Source organism: Dinoroseobacter shibae DFL 12 = DSM 16493 (genome assembly GCF_000018145.1).
GTDB lineage: Bacteria > Pseudomonadota > Alphaproteobacteria > Rhodobacterales > Rhodobacteraceae > Dinoroseobacter > Dinoroseobacter shibae.
The window spans coordinates 1,363,420-1,379,634 of the sequence record NC_009952.1 but is presented as its reverse complement, the minus strand read 5'-3'; the positions used below and the strand labels follow the sequence as shown (position 1 = coordinate 1,379,634).

Annotated in this window: 19 protein-coding genes; all 19 read right to left on the bottom strand. The window is 65.4% G+C overall.

The window, feature by feature from the left end; all coding sequences use genetic code 11:
• Positions 1-4: 4 nt before the first annotated feature.
• A complete protein-coding gene (locus DSHI_RS06765; RefSeq protein WP_012178000.1) occupies positions 5-1,552 on the bottom strand; it encodes an NADH-quinone oxidoreductase subunit M in 1,548 nt (515 codons plus the stop codon).
• Positions 1,552-3,609 (bottom strand): NADH-quinone oxidoreductase subunit L, encoded by a 2,058-nt coding sequence (nuoL, locus tag DSHI_RS06760; RefSeq protein WP_012177999.1) that lies wholly within the window; start codon positions 3,607-3,609, stop codon positions 1,552-1,554. The genes DSHI_RS06765 and nuoL overlap by 1 nt, the downstream gene beginning before the upstream one ends.
• A 4-nt stretch (positions 3,610-3,613) precedes the next feature.
• Complete coding sequence (nuoK, locus tag DSHI_RS06755) at positions 3,614-3,919, bottom strand: NADH-quinone oxidoreductase subunit NuoK (RefSeq protein WP_012177998.1); 306 nt, start codon at positions 3,917-3,919, stop codon at positions 3,614-3,616.
• Between the two features lie 82 nt (positions 3,920-4,001).
• On the bottom strand, positions 4,002-4,496 hold the full coding sequence (locus tag DSHI_RS06750) for a hypothetical protein (protein ID WP_012177997.1): 495 nt from the start codon (positions 4,494-4,496) through the stop codon (positions 4,002-4,004).
• Between the two features lie 181 nt (positions 4,497-4,677).
• Positions 4,678-5,292, bottom strand: a complete 615-nt coding sequence (locus DSHI_RS06745; protein ID WP_012177996.1) for an NADH-quinone oxidoreductase subunit J — start codon at positions 5,290-5,292, stop codon at positions 4,678-4,680.
• A gap of 22 nt (positions 5,293-5,314) precedes the next feature.
• Entirely contained in the window at positions 5,315-5,728 is a 414-nt protein-coding gene (locus tag DSHI_RS06740) for a carboxymuconolactone decarboxylase family protein (protein ID WP_012177995.1), read from the bottom strand.
• Positions 5,725-6,219, bottom strand: a complete 495-nt coding sequence (gene nuoI / locus DSHI_RS06735; RefSeq protein ID WP_012177994.1) for an NADH-quinone oxidoreductase subunit NuoI — start codon at positions 6,217-6,219, stop codon at positions 5,725-5,727. The genes DSHI_RS06740 and nuoI overlap by 4 nt, the downstream gene beginning before the upstream one ends.
• Positions 6,220-6,222: 3 nt before the next feature.
• Positions 6,223-7,260 carry an NADH-quinone oxidoreductase subunit NuoH gene (nuoH, locus tag DSHI_RS06730; RefSeq protein WP_012177993.1) on the bottom strand — a complete coding sequence of 346 codons (1,038 nt, stop codon included), beginning with the start codon at positions 7,258-7,260 and terminating at the stop codon, positions 6,223-6,225.
• Positions 7,261-7,533: 273 nt separating this feature from the next.
• On the bottom strand, positions 7,534-9,552 hold the full coding sequence (nuoG, locus tag DSHI_RS06725; RefSeq protein WP_012177992.1) for an NADH-quinone oxidoreductase subunit NuoG: 2,019 nt from the start codon (positions 9,550-9,552) through the stop codon (positions 7,534-7,536).
• A gap of 3 nt (positions 9,553-9,555) precedes the next feature.
• Positions 9,556-10,074 carry a DUF3291 domain-containing protein gene (locus DSHI_RS06720; protein WP_012177991.1) on the bottom strand — a complete coding sequence of 173 codons (519 nt, stop codon included), beginning with the start codon at positions 10,072-10,074 and terminating at the stop codon, positions 9,556-9,558.
• Positions 10,071-10,532: a DUF5333 family protein gene (locus DSHI_RS06715; protein ID WP_012177990.1), complete on the bottom strand. Its 462-nt coding sequence runs from the start codon at positions 10,530-10,532 to the stop codon at positions 10,071-10,073. The genes DSHI_RS06720 and DSHI_RS06715 overlap by 4 nt, the downstream gene beginning before the upstream one ends.
• The gene (locus DSHI_RS06710; protein ID WP_012177989.1) at positions 10,529-10,921 is read right to left on the bottom strand and encodes a DUF5333 family protein; all 393 of its coding nucleotides are present in this window, start codon (positions 10,919-10,921) and stop codon (positions 10,529-10,531) included. The genes DSHI_RS06715 and DSHI_RS06710 overlap by 4 nt, the downstream gene beginning before the upstream one ends.
• Complete coding sequence (nuoF, locus tag DSHI_RS06705; RefSeq protein WP_012177988.1) at positions 10,918-12,219, bottom strand: NADH-quinone oxidoreductase subunit NuoF; 1,302 nt, start codon at positions 12,217-12,219, stop codon at positions 10,918-10,920. The genes DSHI_RS06710 and nuoF overlap by 4 nt, the downstream gene beginning before the upstream one ends.
• A gap of 3 nt (positions 12,220-12,222) precedes the next feature.
• The gene (locus DSHI_RS06700; RefSeq protein ID WP_044027662.1) at positions 12,223-12,453 is read right to left on the bottom strand and encodes a DUF5337 family protein; all 231 of its coding nucleotides are present in this window, start codon (positions 12,451-12,453) and stop codon (positions 12,223-12,225) included.
• 2 nt (positions 12,454-12,455) lie between these two features.
• Complete coding sequence (locus DSHI_RS22745; RefSeq protein ID WP_012177986.1) at positions 12,456-13,175, bottom strand: NADH-quinone oxidoreductase subunit E; 720 nt, start codon at positions 13,173-13,175, stop codon at positions 12,456-12,458.
• A 29-nt stretch (positions 13,176-13,204) separates the two neighbouring features.
• A complete protein-coding gene (locus DSHI_RS06690; protein ID WP_012177985.1) occupies positions 13,205-14,413 on the bottom strand; it encodes an NADH-quinone oxidoreductase subunit E in 1,209 nt (402 codons plus the stop codon).
• Positions 14,413-14,679 (bottom strand): hypothetical protein, encoded by a 267-nt coding sequence (locus DSHI_RS06685; protein ID WP_044027661.1) that lies wholly within the window; start codon positions 14,677-14,679, stop codon positions 14,413-14,415. Before DSHI_RS06685 ends, DSHI_RS06690 begins: the two co-directional genes overlap by 1 nt.
• A 139-nt stretch (positions 14,680-14,818) precedes the next feature.
• Entirely contained in the window at positions 14,819-15,007 is a 189-nt protein-coding gene (locus DSHI_RS06680) for a hypothetical protein (RefSeq protein ID WP_012177984.1), read from the bottom strand.
• On the bottom strand, positions 15,004-16,215 hold the full coding sequence (locus DSHI_RS06675) for an NADH-quinone oxidoreductase subunit D (protein WP_203426326.1): 1,212 nt from the start codon (positions 16,213-16,215) through the stop codon (positions 15,004-15,006). Before DSHI_RS06675 ends, DSHI_RS06680 begins: the two co-directional genes overlap by 4 nt.

The following is a 16,215-nucleotide window of genomic DNA, read 5'->3' as shown; positions in this document are numbered from 1 at the left end:
GTCCTCAGTGCGCGGTGCCGGCGACCATGGTGTCGGGCACGAAGGCCGCCACCTGCGCGGTGTATTGGGTCAGCATCCCCTCGACGGAGGGGCCGATGATGTCGGTCACAAGGCTCGGATAGACGCCCAGCAGGAGCGTCATCACGATCAGCGGCGCGAAGATCGCCCGCTCCCGCAGGGTCATGTCGTTGATCGTCTTCAGGCTTTCCTTGATCAGGTCGCCGAACACCACCCGGCGGTAGAGCCAGAGCGCATAGCCCGCCGACAGGATGACGCCGGTGGCCGCGACAAAGGCCACCCAGGTGTTGACCTGGAAGACGCCCACCAAGGTCAGGAATTCGCCCACGAAGCCCGAGGTGCCCGGCAGGCCCACATTGGCCATGGTGAAGAGCATGAACACGAGCGCATAGGCCGGCATCCGGTTCACAAGGCCGCCATAGGCGTCGATCTCGCGGGTGTGCATCCGGTCGTAGATCACGCCGACGCAGAGAAACAGCGCGCCGGAGATGAAGCCGTGGCTGATCATCTGGAAGATCGCCCCGTCGACGCCCTGCTGGTTCGCCGCGAAGATCCCCATGGTCACGAAGCCCATATGGGCGACGGAGGAATAGGCGATCAGCTTCTTCATGTCGGTCTGCACCAGGGCCACGAGCGAGGTGTAGACGATTGCGATGGCCGACAGCCACAGCACCAGCGGCGCCATGATGTCGGAGGCCACCGGGAACATCGGCAGCGAGAAGCGCAGGAAACCGTAGCCCCCCATCTTCAGCAGGATCGCCGCCAGCACCACGGAGCCCGCGGTCGGCGCCTGCACGTGGGCGTCCGGCAGCCAGGTATGGACCGGCCACATGGGCATCTTCACCGCGAAACTGGCGAAGAAGGCCAGCCACAGCAGCACCTGCATCCCGCCGAGGATGTGGATGCCCAGCACCTCGATCGTGGTCGTGCCGAACTGGTGGGTCAGCAGCGTCGGGATATCCGTCGTGCCCGCATCCACATACATCGCGACCATCGCCACCAGCATCAGGACCGAGCCGAGGAAGGTATAGAGGAAGAACTTGAAGCTGGCATAGATCCGGTTCGCCCCGCCCCAGATGCCGATGATCAGGAACATCGGGATCAGCCCGGCCTCGAAGAACAGGTAGAACAGCACCAGGTCGAGCGCGGTGAACACGCCGATCATCAGCGTCTCGAGCACCAGGAAGGCGATCATGTATTCCTTGACCCGCGTCTCCACCGTCCAGCACGACGCGATGGTGATCGGCATCAGGAAGGTGGTCAGCATCACGAACAGGATCGAGATGCCGTCCACCCCCATCTTGTAGGTCAGCCCGAGCACCCAGGGGCGTTCCTCGACGAACTGGAAGCCGGTGTCCTGCGGGTCGAACCCGGCCAGCAGGAAGAGCGACAGGATGAAGGTCACCGAGGTCGCGATCAGCGCCAGCCACTTGGCGTTGCGCCGCGCGGCCTCGTCATCGCCGCGCAGGAACAGCGCCAGGATCAGGGCCGCGACCGCGGGAATGAAGGTGATGATGGAAAGGAGGTTGTCCATTACTCTGCTCCGCCCCCGATCATCATCCAGGTGACCAGGATCGTGATGCCCAGCACCATGGCGAAGGCATAGTGGAAGAGGTAGCCCGACTGCGCCCGGCCCGCGAGCCGCGTGAAGAACGGAATGATCCCCATCGCGAGCCCGTTGATGCCGCCGTCGATGGTCGCCCCGTCCCCCTTGGTCCAGAGGAACCGGCCGATCGCCTTGGAAGGCTTGACGAAGACCGCGTCATAGATCTCGTCGAAATACCACTTGTTGTAGATGAAATTGTAGACCGGCCAGAGCGTCTCGGCGAAGGTGCCCGGCAGGCTCGGCTTGCGGATGTAGAACAGGTAGCTCAGGCCCAGCCCGATCAGCATCGCCACGAAGGGGCTGACCTTCACCCATTTCGGCACGTCATGGGCATCGGCCATGACCGTGTTCTCGGGCGCCATGTAGACCGCGCCCTCACCGGGCTGGCCCGCATAGACATAGTGATGCCCGTCGTCGGCATGGGCCTCCTCGCTCTGCTCCTCGGCATAGGGAATGCCGTAGAACTTCGCGACCTCGTCGGTGTGGCCGAAGAAGCTGCCATACCAGATCGCCCCGGCAAAGACCGACCCAAGCGCCAGAACGCCCAGCGGGATCAGCATGACCTTGGGGCTTTCATGGGCGTGCTCGTGGGTGTGCTTGTCGCCGCGCGGCGTGCCGTAGAAGGTCATGAACATCAGCCGCCAGCTGTAGAAGCTGGTCATCAGCGCGGCGATCACCAGCATCCAGAAGGCGTACATATGCGCCGCGTTCGTCCCGGCAAAGGCGCTCTCGATCACCGCGTCCTTGGAGGCAAAGCCCGCGAAGCCGATCCAACCCGTCAGCGGGATGCCGACGCCGGTGATGGCAAGGGTGCCGATCATCATCGCCCAGAAGGTATAGGGGATCTTCTTGCGCAGACCGCCGTAGTTGCGCATGTCCTGCTCGTGGTGCATGGCATGGATGACCGAGCCCGCGCCCAGGAACAGCATCGCCTTGAAGAACGCGTGGGTGAACAGGTGGAACATCGCCACCGGATAGGCCCCCACGCCCGCGGCCACGAACATGTAGCCCAGCTGCGAACAGGTCGAATAGGCGATTACGCGCTTGATGTCGTTCTGCACCAGGCCCACGGTCGCGGCGAAAAAGGCGGTGGTGGCCCCCACGAAGGTCACGAAGGTCATGGCCTGGGGCGCGAACTCCATCACCGGGGACATCCGGCACACGAGGAACACGCCCGCGGTCACCATGGTCGCGGCGTGGATCAGCGCCGAGACGGGCGTCGGGCCTTCCATCGCGTCCGGCAGCCAGGTGTGCAGGAAAAGCTGCGCCGATTTTCCCATCGCCCCGATGAAGAGCAGGAAGGCGATCAGGTTCGCGGCGTTCCAGTCGGTCCACAGGAAGCTGATCTGGGTCTCGGCCAGCTCGGGCGCGGCGGCGAAGATGTCCGTGAGATTCACGCTGTCGGTCAGGTAGAACAGGGCGAAGATGCCCAGAAGGAAGCCGAAATCCCCCACCCGGTTGACGATGAAGGCCTTCATGGCCGCGGCCCCGGCCGACGGCTTGCGCCAGTAGAACCCGATCAGGAGATACGAGGCCACGCCCACCCCTTCCCAACCGAAGAACATCTGCACCAGGTTGTCGGAGGTCACGAGCATCAGCATCGCGAAGGTGAAGAAGCTCAGATACGCGAAGAAACGCGGCTTGTAGGTCTCGCCCTCGCGCCACTGGGGGTCGTGGTCCATGTAGCCGAAGGAATAGAGATGCACGAGCGCCGAGACCGTGTTGACCACGATCAGCATGATCGCCGTCAGCCGGTCCATCCGGATCGCCCAGTCGGCGGCGAGCGACCCGCTCTCGATCCAGCGCAGGACCTGGATCTGCTCGGTCGTGCCGTCGAAGGTCAGGAAGACGAACCAGCTCAGGATCGCCGCAAGGAACACGAAGCCCGTCGAGACCCAGAGCGCGGCCTTCTCGCCGATGAACTTCCAGCCGAAGCCGCAGATCAGCGCGCCGACCAGGGGGGCAAAGAGGATAATCGATTCCATGGTCTCAGCCCTTCATGTTCGAGACGTCTTCGACCGCGATTGTTCCGCGGTTGCGGAAGAAGCAGACGAGGATGGCGAGGCCGATGGCGGCCTCCGCGGCGGCGACGGTCAGCACGAAAAGGGTGAAGACCTGCCCCACCAGATCCCCGAGGAAGGCCGAGAAGGCCACCAGGTTGATGTTCACCGCAAGCAGCATCAGCTCGATCGACATCAGGATGACGATCACGTTCTTGCGGTTCAGGAAAATCCCGAAGATGCCGATGACGAACAGCGCCGCGGCCACCGTCAGGTAATGTTCCAGTCCGATCATGTGCCTACTCCCGTCCCTCGGGCGGCTGGCGCCCCGGTCCGCTGGCCCGTCCCGCGGGCCGCCTGCATCCAGTGTTCAAAACTCATTGCGCGGTCTCCGCATATGGGGTCCACGCGGCGCCGGCCTGCGGATAGACCGCGGCACAGGCGCAGGGTTCGACCTGCGGCATCTCGATCCGCGTGTCCCGCCCGGTATGCGCGAGGTCGTCGGCCAGCCGGTCGAGATCGAAGAAGATCGGATCGCGCTGCGCGTGACGCTCCAGCACCCGGGTGACCGCCGGGGTGCGGTCGAAGGGCAGGCGCGCGCGCATGCGTTCCTCCGCGGCGCGGGTGACCAGCGCGCGCCCCGCGGCGCACTCGGCCACGATATAGTCGCTGTAGGTGCCCTCCTGGGACCACCAGACCCGGTACATGACCCGGCCCGCCCCCAGGTCGCGATGCCCGTCCTCTCCGCCATGGGAGATATGGGTGGTCCGCGTGCACGCGTTCAGCTCCGGCGCAGCGGCCGACTTCGCCGCAGCCAGCAGCACAACCGCCGAGCCAGCGGCCAAAGTCAGGTATTGCGACACGCGCGTCATAGGCGTTCAGCGCTTCTTCCGGTTGAAATACCCGAAAGACGCGAGCACGCCGACGGCAATCGCCACCAGAATTGCAACAAGGTCACCGTCCATCATGTCCCTCCGGAGCCTTTTGGCTCCGTCTTCTTTATGGTCGTTTCATGGAGCGCCGACATGGACCGGCGCCCCGATCAGGCCAGGGCTAGAGCCCCTGCCCCGGCTTCACGTCCTTCAACTCCATCGCCTTGGCCGGGTCGCGCTGCATCTGGGCGACCACGTTCTGGCGCTTGATGCCCACGCGGTGGCGCAGGGTCAGCACGATCGCCCCGATCATCGCCACCAGCAGGATCAGCCCGGAGGCCTGGAAGAGAAGGATGTAATCGTCATAGATCAGCAGCCCGAGGGCGGCGGTGTTCTGCACCTCGTTCAGATCCGGCGTCACCGCCCCACGCTGGGCGAGCGCCTCCTCGGAGAAGGTCCAGTTGCCGAACACCATGGCCAGCTGCATCAGCAGGACGATCCCGATCAGCGCGGCCATGGGGATATAGCTGGCCATTTCGGCCTTCAATTCGGCGAAATCCACGTCGAGCATCATCACCACGAACAGGAACAGCACCGCGACCGCCCCCACATAGACAATGATCAGCAGCATCGCGACAAATTCCGCCCCCAGGAGCACGAAGAGCCCCGCCGAGGACAGGAACGCCAGGATCAGCCAGAGCACCGAATGGACCGGGTTGCGCGCCAGCGTCACGAAAAGCCCCGCCGTCACCACGGTGATCGCGAAAAGATAGAAGGTGATGTCGGCGACTGTCATGTGCGCCCCTCCGTTGCGACTGTCATTCGCTCTCCCCCTCGCCGGCCTCTTCGAGAACCTCGGTGGCCAGTTCCATGGCCTTGGTCATGGCGGGGATGCCGCTGAACATGGCCATCTGGCCGATGGTCTCGGCGATCTCCTGTTTCGTCGCCCCCGCCTCGACCGCATGGCGCACGGTCATGCGGATCTGCGCCTCGGCCTGCGCGCCGTGCACCGTCAGCCCGCCGAGCGTGAGCAGCAGCCGCGTCTTGGCATCGAGCCCGCCGGGATTGAAGGTCTGGCCCATCATGGCTTCCATGACCTCAGCGGGCACGGTCGGCCAGAGCTTCTCGAACCCCTTAGGGGTGAAATGCTCCAGCGCGGGGTTCATGGATTTCGCCCAGGCCTGGCTCTGTTCCATCAGCATGGCGAAGGGGTTGGCGTTTTGATCACTCATCTGTACGGCGCGTCCAGTTCGAGGTTGCGGGCAATCTCGGCCTCCCAGCGTTCGCCGTTATCCAGCAGCTTCTCCTTGTCGTAGAAAAGCTCTTCGCGGGTCTCGGTGGCGAATTCGAAATTCGGCCCCTCGACGATGGCATCCACCGGGCAGGCTTCCTGGCAGAAGCCGCAATAGATGCACTTGGTCATGTCGATGTCATACCGCGTGGTCCGGCGTGAGCCGTCATCGCGCGGCTCTGCGTCGATGGTGATGGCCTGAGCCGGGCAGATCGCCTCGCACAGCTTGCAGGCGATGCAGCGCTCTTCCCCGTTGGGATAGCGCCGCAAGGCGTGCTCGCCCCGGAACCGCGGGGAGAGCGGGCCCTTTTCATGCGGATAGGCGAGGGTTGCCTTGGGCTTGAAGAAGTACTTCAGACCGAGCTTGAAGCCTGCAAAGAAGTCGAACAGCAGGAAGTACTTGGCCGCGCGGGTGTAGTCCATCTGTGCCATGTGTCAGCCTCCGATTGCCCAGCGGGCATAGGCCCCGCCGAAGAGTTCGAATTGTGCGGCGAATGCCACGAACACGACCCAGGCCAGGCTGAAGGGGAGGAACACTTTCCACCCCAGACGCATGAGCTGGTCGTAGCGGTACCGGGGCACGATGGCCTTGACCATCGCGAAGAGGAAGAAGAAGAACGCCATCTTGCCAACCATCCAGATCGGGCCGTCCGGCAGGAACGGGATCGGCGACAGCCAGCCACCGAAGAACAGCAGGGTGATGAGCGCGCACATCAGGAAGATGGCGATATACTCGCCCGCCATGAAGAGCAGGAAGGGGGTCGAGGAATATTCCACCTGGTAGCCCGCCACGAGCTCGGATTCCGCCTCCGGCAGGTCGAAGGGCGGTCGGTTCGTCTCGGCCAGCGCCGAGATGAAGAACAGGAACACCATGGGAAGGTGTGGCAGCCAGTACCAGCTGAAGAAGCCGAAATCGCCATCCTGGGCGGCCACGATCGCGCTGAAATTCATCGACCCGGTAGACAGGATCACGCCGATGATGATCAGGCCGATCGACACCTCGTAGGAGATCATCTGTGCGGCCGAGCGCAAGGAGCCGAGGAACGGGTATTTGGAGTTCGACGCCCAGCCCCCCATGATCACGCCGTAGACCTCCAGCGAGGAGACGGCGAAGACATAGAGGATCGCGACGTTGATATCGGCCAGAACCCAGCCGTCGTTGAACGGGATCACCGCCCAGGCAATCATCGCCAGCACGAAGGAGGTCATGGGCGCCAGCATGAAGACCGGCTTGTCGGCCCCCGCGGGCACGACCACTTCCTTGACCACGTATTTCAGCGCATCCGCCACGGTCTGCAACAGGCCGAAGGCGCCCACGACGTTCGGGCCCCGGCGCATCTGCACCGCCGCCCAGATCTTGCGGTCGCCATAGACGAGAAACAGCAGCGAGACCATCACGAACCCCAGTACCGCGAGGCATTGGGCGATGATGAGCACGGCGATGCCCGGTCCTGTCGAAAAGAAATCAGCCATGTTTCCTCACATCGCCCTCTTGGTACGGACGGGGTCGGGGCTCCCGCCTGATGCCTGGTCTTTTTCGCGGATCGGGCCGGTCAAGTGGTGGTCCGATCCGGTGTCGCGCTCTGGCGCCGGTATACCGGTGTAAACCGCATCCCGGCTGCCTTTGCCACCTCCGAGCCGCGGGTTGTGCGCTCTTGTCGCGCACATGCGAACCGAGAGGGATTTCCCTGTGATCACAAACGCAATCCGCAGGGCGCGGGGCCGGGAATTCCCCGGCCCCGGCTGTTATTCTGCGGCCATCGCCGTGCTGCCGCGGGCCTTGGCGGCGGCACTCAACTCGCCCATCAGCGCACTGGCGCGGGCGATCGGGTTGGTCAGGTAGAAATCGCCGATCACGCCGCGGAAATCGGCCTTGCCGAGCGTGCCCCTGGGCAGCGGCTGCCATTCGTTTTGCGGCACCGCGTCCACCTCTGCCAGGTGCGGGACATCCTTGACCAGCGCCTGGCGCAGTTGCGCGAGGCTGTCATAGGGCAGCGTAGCACCCAGTTCCGCCGACAGCGCGCGCAGGATCGCCCAGTTCTCCTTGGCCTCGCCCGGTGCGAAATTGGCGCGCAACGCCAGTTGCGGACGCCCTTCGGTGTTCACGAAGAGCCCCGGTTCCTCGGTATAGGCCGCCCCCGGCAGGATCACGTCGGCCCGGTGCGCGCCGCGATCCCCGTGGGAGCCCTGGTAGATCACGAAGGGCCCCGGCGCGATCTCGACCTCGTCGGCGCCGAGGTTGTAGACCACCTCCGCCTTCGCCACGTCGTCCATGCCGTTCTCGGCGGTGCAGCCCGCATCCATCGCGCCCACGCGCCCGGCGGCGGTGTGCAGCACCAGCAGTTTCGAATTGCTCGCCTCGGCGAAGGCCATGACATGGCCCAGAACGGCGGCGCCATCGGCCTCGTTCAACGCGCCCTGCCCGACGATGATCAGGCTGTCCTTCTCGCGGGTTTCGTCGGAGACCCCCTTGTCGACCAGGGCCGCCAGCGCCGCGCGATCCGTGCCCATATGGGCGTACTCGTAGGTCAGATCGACGGCTTGCCCGATCAGCCCCACATCCGCGCCGCCCGCCCAGGCCTTGCGGATGCGCGCGTTCAGCACCGGCGCCTCGACGCGGGGATTGGTGCCCACGAGCAGGATCATCTCGGCCGTGTCGATCTCCTCGATCGCAGCGGTCCCGACATAGCCGGAGCGGTTGCCCGCGGGTAGCCTGGCGCCATCGGTCCGGCATTCGACCACACCGCCCTGCCCTTCGATCAGCTGCCTGAGCGCATAGGCCGCCTCGACCGGGGCCAGGTCGCCCACGATCCCGGCGAGCGCCTTGCCCCTCATGGCCGTGGCCGCCGCCGAGAGCGCCTCTGGCCAGGACGCGGGACGCAGCTTGCCGTTCTCGCGGATATAGGGCTTGTCCAACCGCTGCCGCCGCAACCCGTCCCAGATGAAGCGGGTCTTGTCGGAAATCCATTCCTCGTTCACGCCGTCATGGTTGCGCGGCAGGATGCGCATGACTTCGCGCCCCTTGGTGTCCACGCGGATGCTCGAGCCGAGCGCGTCCATCACGTCGATGGTCTCGGTCTTGGTCAGCTCCCAGGGGCGCGCGGTGAAGGCGTAGGGTTTCGAGACAAGTGCACCCACCGGGCACAAGTCTATGATATTGCCCTGCAAATTGCTGTCGAGCGTCTGGTTGAGGTAACTCGTGATCTCGGCATCCTCGCCCCGGCCGGTCTGGCCCATCTGGGTGATCCCCGCCACCTCGGTGGTGAAGCGCACGCAGCGGGTGCAGGAGATGCAGCGCGTCATATGCGTGCCCACCAGCGGCCCGAGGTCGAGGTCCTCGACCGCGCGCTTGGGCTCGCGGAAGCGGCTGAAATCGACGCCATAGGCCATCGCCTGGTCCTGCAGGTCGCACTCGCCGCCCTGGTCGCAGATCGGGCAATCCAGCGGGTGATTGATGAGAAGGAACTCCATCACCCCCTCGCGGGCCTTCTTGACCATGGGCGAGTTGGTCTTCACAACCGGCGGCTGGCCCTCGGGCCCTGGCCGCAGATCGCGCACCTGCATCGCGCAGGAGGCCGCGGGCTTGGGCGGCCCGCCCACCACCTCGACCAGGCACATCCGGCAGTTGCCGGCGATGCTCAGCCGCTCGTGATAGCAAAACCGCGGGATTTCGATCCCCGCTTCCTCGCAGGCCTGGATCAGGGTCATCGCCCCGTCCACTTCCACTTCGATCCCGTCGATGACGACTTTGCGCAGATCAGACATCGGTTACTCCGCCGCTACGGGCGCGCAGCTGTGGTCCTTCCACAGGCGCGCCTCTTTCAGATATGACCAGCCGAAGGCGTGGTCGCTGTCTCCGTGGGTCTCGAGATGCGCAAGCCGCGCCAAAGCCTCGTCGAGGCTCGGGCGGTGGCCCGCGGGGACCCACCACATCACGAAATGCATCTCGCCAAGGGCCTCGAACCACTCGGCGCGACGCGCATAGAACTGCTTGTGGATCGTGCCCCAGACGAAGGTCTCCAGGCTCGCCACGTCCTCCCAGACGGTCAGGTTGGACACGTAGCGCGGATCGCCCTCGATCTTGGCATCCGTGTTGCCGGTGTCCGGCGCGCCAGAGCCTTCCATCATCCACACGAACCCGGGCATGCGCTTGCCCAGGCCGTTGATGCGGTCGAGATTCTCCATGAACTCCGCCACGCGCGGATCGTCCGTCTCGGCCACCAACCGCCCGACATTGAGCTGCGCCAGGTGATGCCCGGCGGCCGCGTATGTCTGCGCCGCGCTCATGCGCCCACCGCCAGGAAGCGGCCGATGCCGGTGCGGGCCGAAGCCTCCCGCCGCGCGGCGGCGCAGAAGCTGTCGGGGTTGTCCGGCGTGATCGCGTTGCTCTGGTAATAGGCCGCGCGGTCCGCGGCGACCCGGGCCTCGGGCAGGGTCTCGCGCACGCGCTGGATATCCGCCGATGTATAGCCCTGCACCGACAGATCGCGCGTCGCTTCCTGCAGGATGGTGTCGGTCAGCCCCTCGTTCACCGAAACCCCGCCGCCGCATTCCGCCGCCAGGGTCCGCGCCATGGTCAGGTCGAAGGCCAGGGCATAAAGCTCCGGCGGCAATTCTGTCGGCAGCGCCGCCCGGTTGGGTGTCTCGGTCTCCGCCGTGGCCGGTGCCACGGGCATCCCCGTGGAGACTGGGGCCGTGCAGCCCATCAACAGCCCCAGCACCGCAACTGCACCAGCGCCCCTCATCGCGGCGCCTCCAGCAGCAGCGACCCGATCAGGGTCTCGTCCGCGATCTCGGCGCTGGCGGCGTTGCAAACGGCCTCGGTCCCCTGCCCCTCGATCGGGTGCTTGGCCAGAAACGCCCGCCCCATCGCATCGAACACCGCGCTGGGATCCAGCATCTGCTCGAACGGCGTGGCCGTGTCGAACCCGTCCTCGGACAGCTGGGCCTCCAGCCGGGTCATCTGCTCCGACACCGCGCCGATATCGACGCCCACGGTGGCGCAGCCGGTGGCCAGCGCCTCGGCCATGGTCACGGCAAAGACCGCGTCGGTATAGTAGTCCGGCGCGGGCCTCAACTCCTGGCTGAACGCGGGGCCAGCCAGGAGGAGCGATATGACGGCCGCGCGGATCACTCGGCTGCCAGGGCCGCCGTGACGCGCCCGGTCTTCTGCGCCTTGATCCGGTCCTCGATCTCGTCGCGGAAGTTGCGGATCAGGCCCTGGATCGGCCAGGCCGCCGCGTCGCCGAGCGCGCAGATCGTGTGGCCCTCGACCTGCTTGGTGACGTCAAACAGCATGTCGATCTCTTCGACCTCCGCCTCGCCGCGCACCAGCCGGTCCATCACCCGCATCATCCAGCCGGTGCCTTCGCGGCAGGGCGTGCACTGGCCGCAGCTTTCGTGCTTGTAGAAGGCCGAGAGCCGCCAGATCGCCTTGATGATGTCGGTGGACTGATCCATCACGATCACCGCCGCCGTGCCGAGGCCGGAGCCCAGCTCGCCCCGCAGGTAGTCGAAATCCATGATCGCGTCGCGCATGTTCTCGCCGCGCACACACGGCACGGACGACCCGCCGGGGATCACCGCCTTGAGGTTGTCCCACCCGCCGCGAATGCCGCCGCAATGCTTGTCGATCAACTCCTCGAAGGAGATGCTCATGGCCTCCTCGACCACGCAGGGCTGGTTCACATGGCCCGAGATCGCGAAGAGCTTGGTGCCCGCGTTGTTGGGGCGCCCGAACTGCGCGAACCAGTCGGCCCCGCGCCGCAGGATCGTCGGCACCACGGCGATGGATTCCACGTTGTTGACCGTGGTCGGGCAACCATAGAGCCCCGCGCCCGCCGGGAAGGGCGGCTTCATGCGCGGCATGCCCTTCTTGCCCTCCAGGCTCTCGATCAGAGCGGTTTCCTCGCCGCAGATATAGGCGCCCGCCCCGTGGGTCAGGTAGAGGTCGAAATCCCAGCCGGAGCCGGCGGCGTTCTTGCCCAGAAGCCCCGCCTCGTAGGCCTCGTCGATCGCCGCCTGCAGCGCCTCGCGCTCGCGGATATACTCGCCGCGGATATAGATGTAGCTGGCATGGGCCCCCATGGCGAAGGACGCGATCAGGCAGCCCTCGATCAACGTGTGGGGATCATGGCGCATGATCTCCCGGTCCTTGCAGGTGCCCGGCTCGGATTCGTCGGCATTCACCACCAGGTAATGGGGCCGCCCGTCGCTTTCCTTGGGCATGAAGGACCACTTGAGCCCCGTGGGGAAGCCCGCGCCGCCCCGCCCGCGCAGACCACTGTCCTTCATGATCTTGACGATGTCGTCACGGCCCATCTGGATCAGCTTGTCGGTCCCGTCCCAGTGCCCGCGCTTGCGGGCTCCGGCCAGAGTGCGGTCATGCATCCCGTAGATATTGGTAAAGATCCGGTCCTGATCTTGCAGCATCTCTCACTCCTTCGCCTGGCGTGCCCGCCAGAGTCTGAACCCCACCACCAGCGCCCAGAAGAACGCTGCCAGTGCGGCAAAATCGAACAGGAAGACGTAACGGACCGGCAGGCCCATCTGTCCCCCTGCAAATTGCGCCCCGAGCCACAACACCATCGTCGCCGCCACCACGATGGCGGCGGTGCGGGCCTGCATCACGCGGGCCTGCTCCTGGGGATCGGGGCGCTGGGGCATGGTCAATAGACATCGCCCCCATCGACCCGCTTGGAGAACTCGGTCTCGCCGCCCTGGGCGAGCAGTTTGGCTTGCGCCACCCATTCATCGCGCGACGCCCGGCCCTTGAAACCTTCGAGGTTCTCGTCGACCCAGGCCAACTCCTGCTCCGACCAGCTGGCGACCTGGTCGAAATGGTAGAACCCCATCGAGTGCAGCATTTCTTCGAGCTTGGGACCGACGCCCTTGATCTTCTTGAGGTCGTCCGCCTTGCCATCGCGCGCCGCCGTCAGGGTCGCAGGCTTGGCCGCGTCCGTGCCAGCGTCATGCCCGGCACCGCTGGCATGGCCTGCCCCGCTGTCATAGCTCCAGCTGCCCTTGCGACCGGCCAACTCGGCCTCCCCGGCCAGCGCCGCACTCGGTTGCACCTTGGAGCGCACATCCGCCGGCACGGAGGGGGCGGGCTTGGGCGTGATCCCGGGCGTTGCGCCCCGCACGCGTTCGCGCGCCGCAGCCATCTCGGCCCGGATCTGCTCGGCGTTGTCTTTGGGCCGACCGGTCTCGCCACATACGGCAACCGCCAGCACGCCGCCCACGATCAGCCACGCGAGCACGCCCATGAACGCCCCTTGCAGGAACGACCACCCCACGACCATCAAACCAACCGTGGTCATGATGCCCAACAGGACACCAATCCCCCAGCACGTGATCGTGCAGGTCATGTCTTTGCGTTGTGTTGCCATACCGGTTCTCCCCCTAAATCAAGACGCTTTCAGTAAACGTCACCCTTTGTAACGCGGGAAGAAAATTCTGTCTCTCCTCCCGACGCAAGGGTTTTCGCCTGTGCGACCCACTCGTCCCGCGACGCCCGTCCCTTGAACCCCTCGAGGTTCTCGTCGACCCAGGCGAGTTCAGCGTCGGACCAGGCCGCGATCTGGTCGAAATGATAAATCCCCATGCTGTTCAGCAAGGTCTCGAGCTTGGGGCCCACGCCCTTGATCTTCTTGAGATCGTCCGCACCGCCCGCGCGGGCACTCTCCAGCATCTTGGGCTTGGCGCCCTGCTGCGGGGCGGCGGCCCCGTACTTCCAGTTGCCCTTGCGCGTGGCCAACTCGGCCTGCCCCGGCAGAACGGCGGTCGGCGTGACCTTGGGCGCCTCGGCAGGGGTCGCTGCGGGCGCGACCGCCGGGTCGGGCGCGGCCTCGGCCGCAACGGATTTGGCTTCTGCCACCGGGGCGTCCTGGCGGTTCGCGGGCTTGGGCAGCGCGGCGTCCTTGCCGAGCCAGGGTGCCGTCAGCGGCACTTCGGAGCCGTCGATCCGCTTGAGCGTATCGCCCAGGTCCACCGCCAGACGCGCGGAGGCGTTATAGGGATCCTTGCCGGCCTCGTACTCGGTCAGGCTTGTCAACCCGCCCGCAGGCTCCGAGGTGTAGCGGCCGTTTTGCGGGCCGGGCACGGGCACCTCGCCGGCAGCCATCCTGTCCAGCAGAGCCGAGAAGCTCTCCACCGTCAGGTCCTCGTAATAATCCTTGCCGATCTGGGCCATGGGCGCGTTGGCACAGGAACCGAGGCACTCGACCTCTTCCCAAGAGAACTTGCCATCGGCGCTCAGCTGATGGGCGCGCGGCGCGATCTTCTCCTTGCAGACCGCGACCAGGTCCTCCGCCCCGCAGATCATGCAGGAGGTCGTGCCGCAAATCTGGATATGCGCCACGGATCCAACGGGTTGCAGCTGGAACATGAAGTAGAATGTCGCCACTTCCAGCGCCCGGATATAGGGCATGTCCAGCATGTCCGCGACGTATTCGATGGCGGGTTTGCTGAGCCAGCCTTCCTGTTCCTGCGCGCGCCACAGGATCGGAATGATCGCGCTGGCCTGTCGCCCCTCGGGAAACTTGGTCATCTGCGTCAGCGCCCAGGCCTCATTCTCGGGCGTGAACGCGAAATCCGCGGGTTGTTCGGCGTGAAGACGACGCAGCATCAGATCGTTTCCCTCAGTGGCGCAACCTGTTCGAGGATCAGCAGAAGCCGCTCGACCAGTTGCGGTAAATACGTCTCGATAAAGCTGCGCAACTCGGCGCGCAGCCAGATGGCCAAACCGGCCAGATAGGCGACCAACAGGCCCGCAAGGGCGATCAGCCCGACGATCATGCCCAGCAGGGACGAACGTGATGCCTTCCCCGCCGCGGCACTTGCCCAGAAGGACAGACCGAAAACCGCCCCGAACCCGACCGCGATCCACATCATCCGCGATCTCCCCGGCACAGCGCCCCACGCGGGGCGCGCTGCGCACCCACCTTGCAGGCGGCGGGCCCGACAGGGGCGGTGATCGAAGGCAGGCACATGGTCGTTTCTTTCATTCTCTCGTTTCCCGGGGCGGGTGCGGTCACACCGCCGCCGACCCGAAGCTGCCCATGGCGACGAACAGCGCGATGGTGCCGATCACGGTCAGGGCGCCGCCCAGAACCAGCCGGCCCCGCTGGTGGTTGAGCGCGCCCATCACACCGACGACCAGCCCGACGCAGATCCCGATCAGCGATACGCCGAGCACAACCTGTGCAACCATCATGCTCATCGATCGATCTCCCCGAAAACCACGTCCATGGTGCCGATGATCGCGGCCACGTCCGCCAGCTGGTGACCCTTGGCCACATGGTCCATCGATTGCAGGTGCAGATACCCGGGCGCGCGGATCTTGGCGCGGTAGGGCCTGTTGGTGCCATCGGATTTCAGGAACACGCCGAACTCGCCCTTGGGCGCCTCGACCGCGGCATAGACCTCACCCGCGGGCACGTGGAACCCCTCGGTATAGAGCTTGAAGTGATGGATCAGCGCCTCCATCGAGGTCTTCATGTCCGCCCGCGACGGTGGGGTCAGCTTGCCGCGCGCCAGCACGTCGCCCTTGGTCTCGCGCAGCTTGACGATGGCCTGCTGGATGATCTTGAGGCTCTCGCGCATCTCCTGCATCCGCACGAGATAGCGATCGTAGCAGTCGCCGTTCTTGCCCACGGGGATCTGGAAGTCGAACTCGTCGTAGCATTCATAGGGCTGCGCGCGGCGCAGATCCCAGGCCAGGCCCGAGCCGCGCACCATCACGCCGGAATAACCCCATTCGAGGATCTCCTCCTCGGTGACCACGCCAATGTCGCAATTGCGCTGCTTGAAGATCCGGTTTTCCGTCAGAAGCCCGTCGATATCGTCCATGACGGACGGGAACTCGTGGCTCCAGGCCTCGATGTCGTCCAGCAGGTCCGGCGGCAGGTCCTGGTGCACGCCACCGGGCCGGAAATAGGCCGCGTGAAGCCGCGCGCCGCAGGCCCGCTCGTAGAACACCATGAGCTTCTCGCGCTCCTCGAAGCCCCAGAGCGGCGGGGTCAGCGCGCCCACGTCCATCGCTTGCGTGGTGATGTTCAGCAGATGGTTCAGGATGCGCCCGATCTCGCAATAGAGCACCCGGATCAGGGAGCCGCGCCGGGGCACGACCGTGCCGGTCAGCTTCTCGATGGCCAGGCACCAGGCGTGCTCCTGGTTCATCGGGGCGACGTAGTCGAGCCGGTCGAAATAGGGCAGGTTCTGCAGGTAGGTGCGGCTCTCCATCAGCTTTTCGGTGCCGCGGTGCAGAAGCCCGATATGGGGATCGCACCGCTCCACGATCTCGCCGTCCAGCTCCAGCACCAGCCGCAGCACCCCGTGGGCCGCCGGGTGCTGAGGCCCGAAGTTGATGTTGAAGTTGCGGATCTTCTGCTCGCCCGTGAGGGCATCGTCGAAATTCGTGCCGTCCAT

Bases quoted from the DNA above. Each gene is read 5' to 3' on its own strand.
- DSHI_RS06765 (WP_012178000.1), bottom strand. From the start codon at position 1,552: ATGGACAACCTCCTTTCCATCATCACCTTCATTCCCGCGGTCGCGGCC.
- nuoL (WP_012177999.1), bottom strand. From the start codon at position 3,609: ATGGAATCGATTATCCTCTTTGCCCCCCTGGTCGGCGCGCTGATCTGC.
- nuoK (WP_012177998.1), bottom strand. From the start codon at position 3,919: ATGATCGGACTGGAACATTACCTGACGGTGGCCGCGGCGCTGTTCGTC.
- DSHI_RS06750 (WP_012177997.1), bottom strand. From the start codon at position 4,496: ATGACGCGCGTGTCGCAATACCTGACTTTGGCCGCTGGCTCGGCGGTT.
- DSHI_RS06745 (WP_012177996.1), bottom strand. From the start codon at position 5,292: ATGACAGTCGCCGACATCACCTTCTATCTTTTCGCGATCACCGTGGTG.
- DSHI_RS06740 (WP_012177995.1), bottom strand. From the start codon at position 5,728: ATGAGTGATCAAAACGCCAACCCCTTCGCCATGCTGATGGAACAGAGC.
- nuoI (WP_012177994.1), bottom strand. From the start codon at position 6,219: ATGGCACAGATGGACTACACCCGCGCGGCCAAGTACTTCCTGCTGTTC.
- nuoH (WP_012177993.1), bottom strand. From the start codon at position 7,260: ATGGCTGATTTCTTTTCGACAGGACCGGGCATCGCCGTGCTCATCATC.
- nuoG (WP_012177992.1), bottom strand. From the start codon at position 9,552: ATGTCTGATCTGCGCAAAGTCGTCATCGACGGGATCGAAGTGGAAGTG.
- DSHI_RS06720 (WP_012177991.1), bottom strand. From the start codon at position 10,074: ATGAGCGCGGCGCAGACATACGCGGCCGCCGGGCATCACCTGGCGCAG.
- DSHI_RS06715 (WP_012177990.1), bottom strand. From the start codon at position 10,532: ATGAGGGGCGCTGGTGCAGTTGCGGTGCTGGGGCTGTTGATGGGCTGC.
- nuoF (WP_012177988.1), bottom strand. From the start codon at position 12,219: ATGCTGCAAGATCAGGACCGGATCTTTACCAATATCTACGGGATGCAT.
- DSHI_RS06700 (WP_044027662.1), bottom strand. From the start codon at position 12,453: ATGCCCCAGCGCCCCGATCCCCAGGAGCAGGCCCGCGTGATGCAGGCC.
- DSHI_RS22745 (WP_012177986.1), bottom strand. From the start codon at position 13,175: ATGGCAACACAACGCAAAGACATGACCTGCACGATCACGTGCTGGGGG.
- DSHI_RS06690 (WP_012177985.1), bottom strand. From the start codon at position 14,413: ATGCTGCGTCGTCTTCACGCCGAACAACCCGCGGATTTCGCGTTCACG.
- DSHI_RS06685 (WP_044027661.1), bottom strand. From the start codon at position 14,679: ATGATGTGGATCGCGGTCGGGTTCGGGGCGGTTTTCGGTCTGTCCTTC.
- DSHI_RS06680 (WP_012177984.1), bottom strand. From the start codon at position 15,007: ATGAGCATGATGGTTGCACAGGTTGTGCTCGGCGTATCGCTGATCGGG.
- DSHI_RS06675 (WP_203426326.1), bottom strand. From the start codon at position 16,215: ATGGACGGCACGAATTTCGACGATGCCCTCACGGGCGAGCAGAAGATC.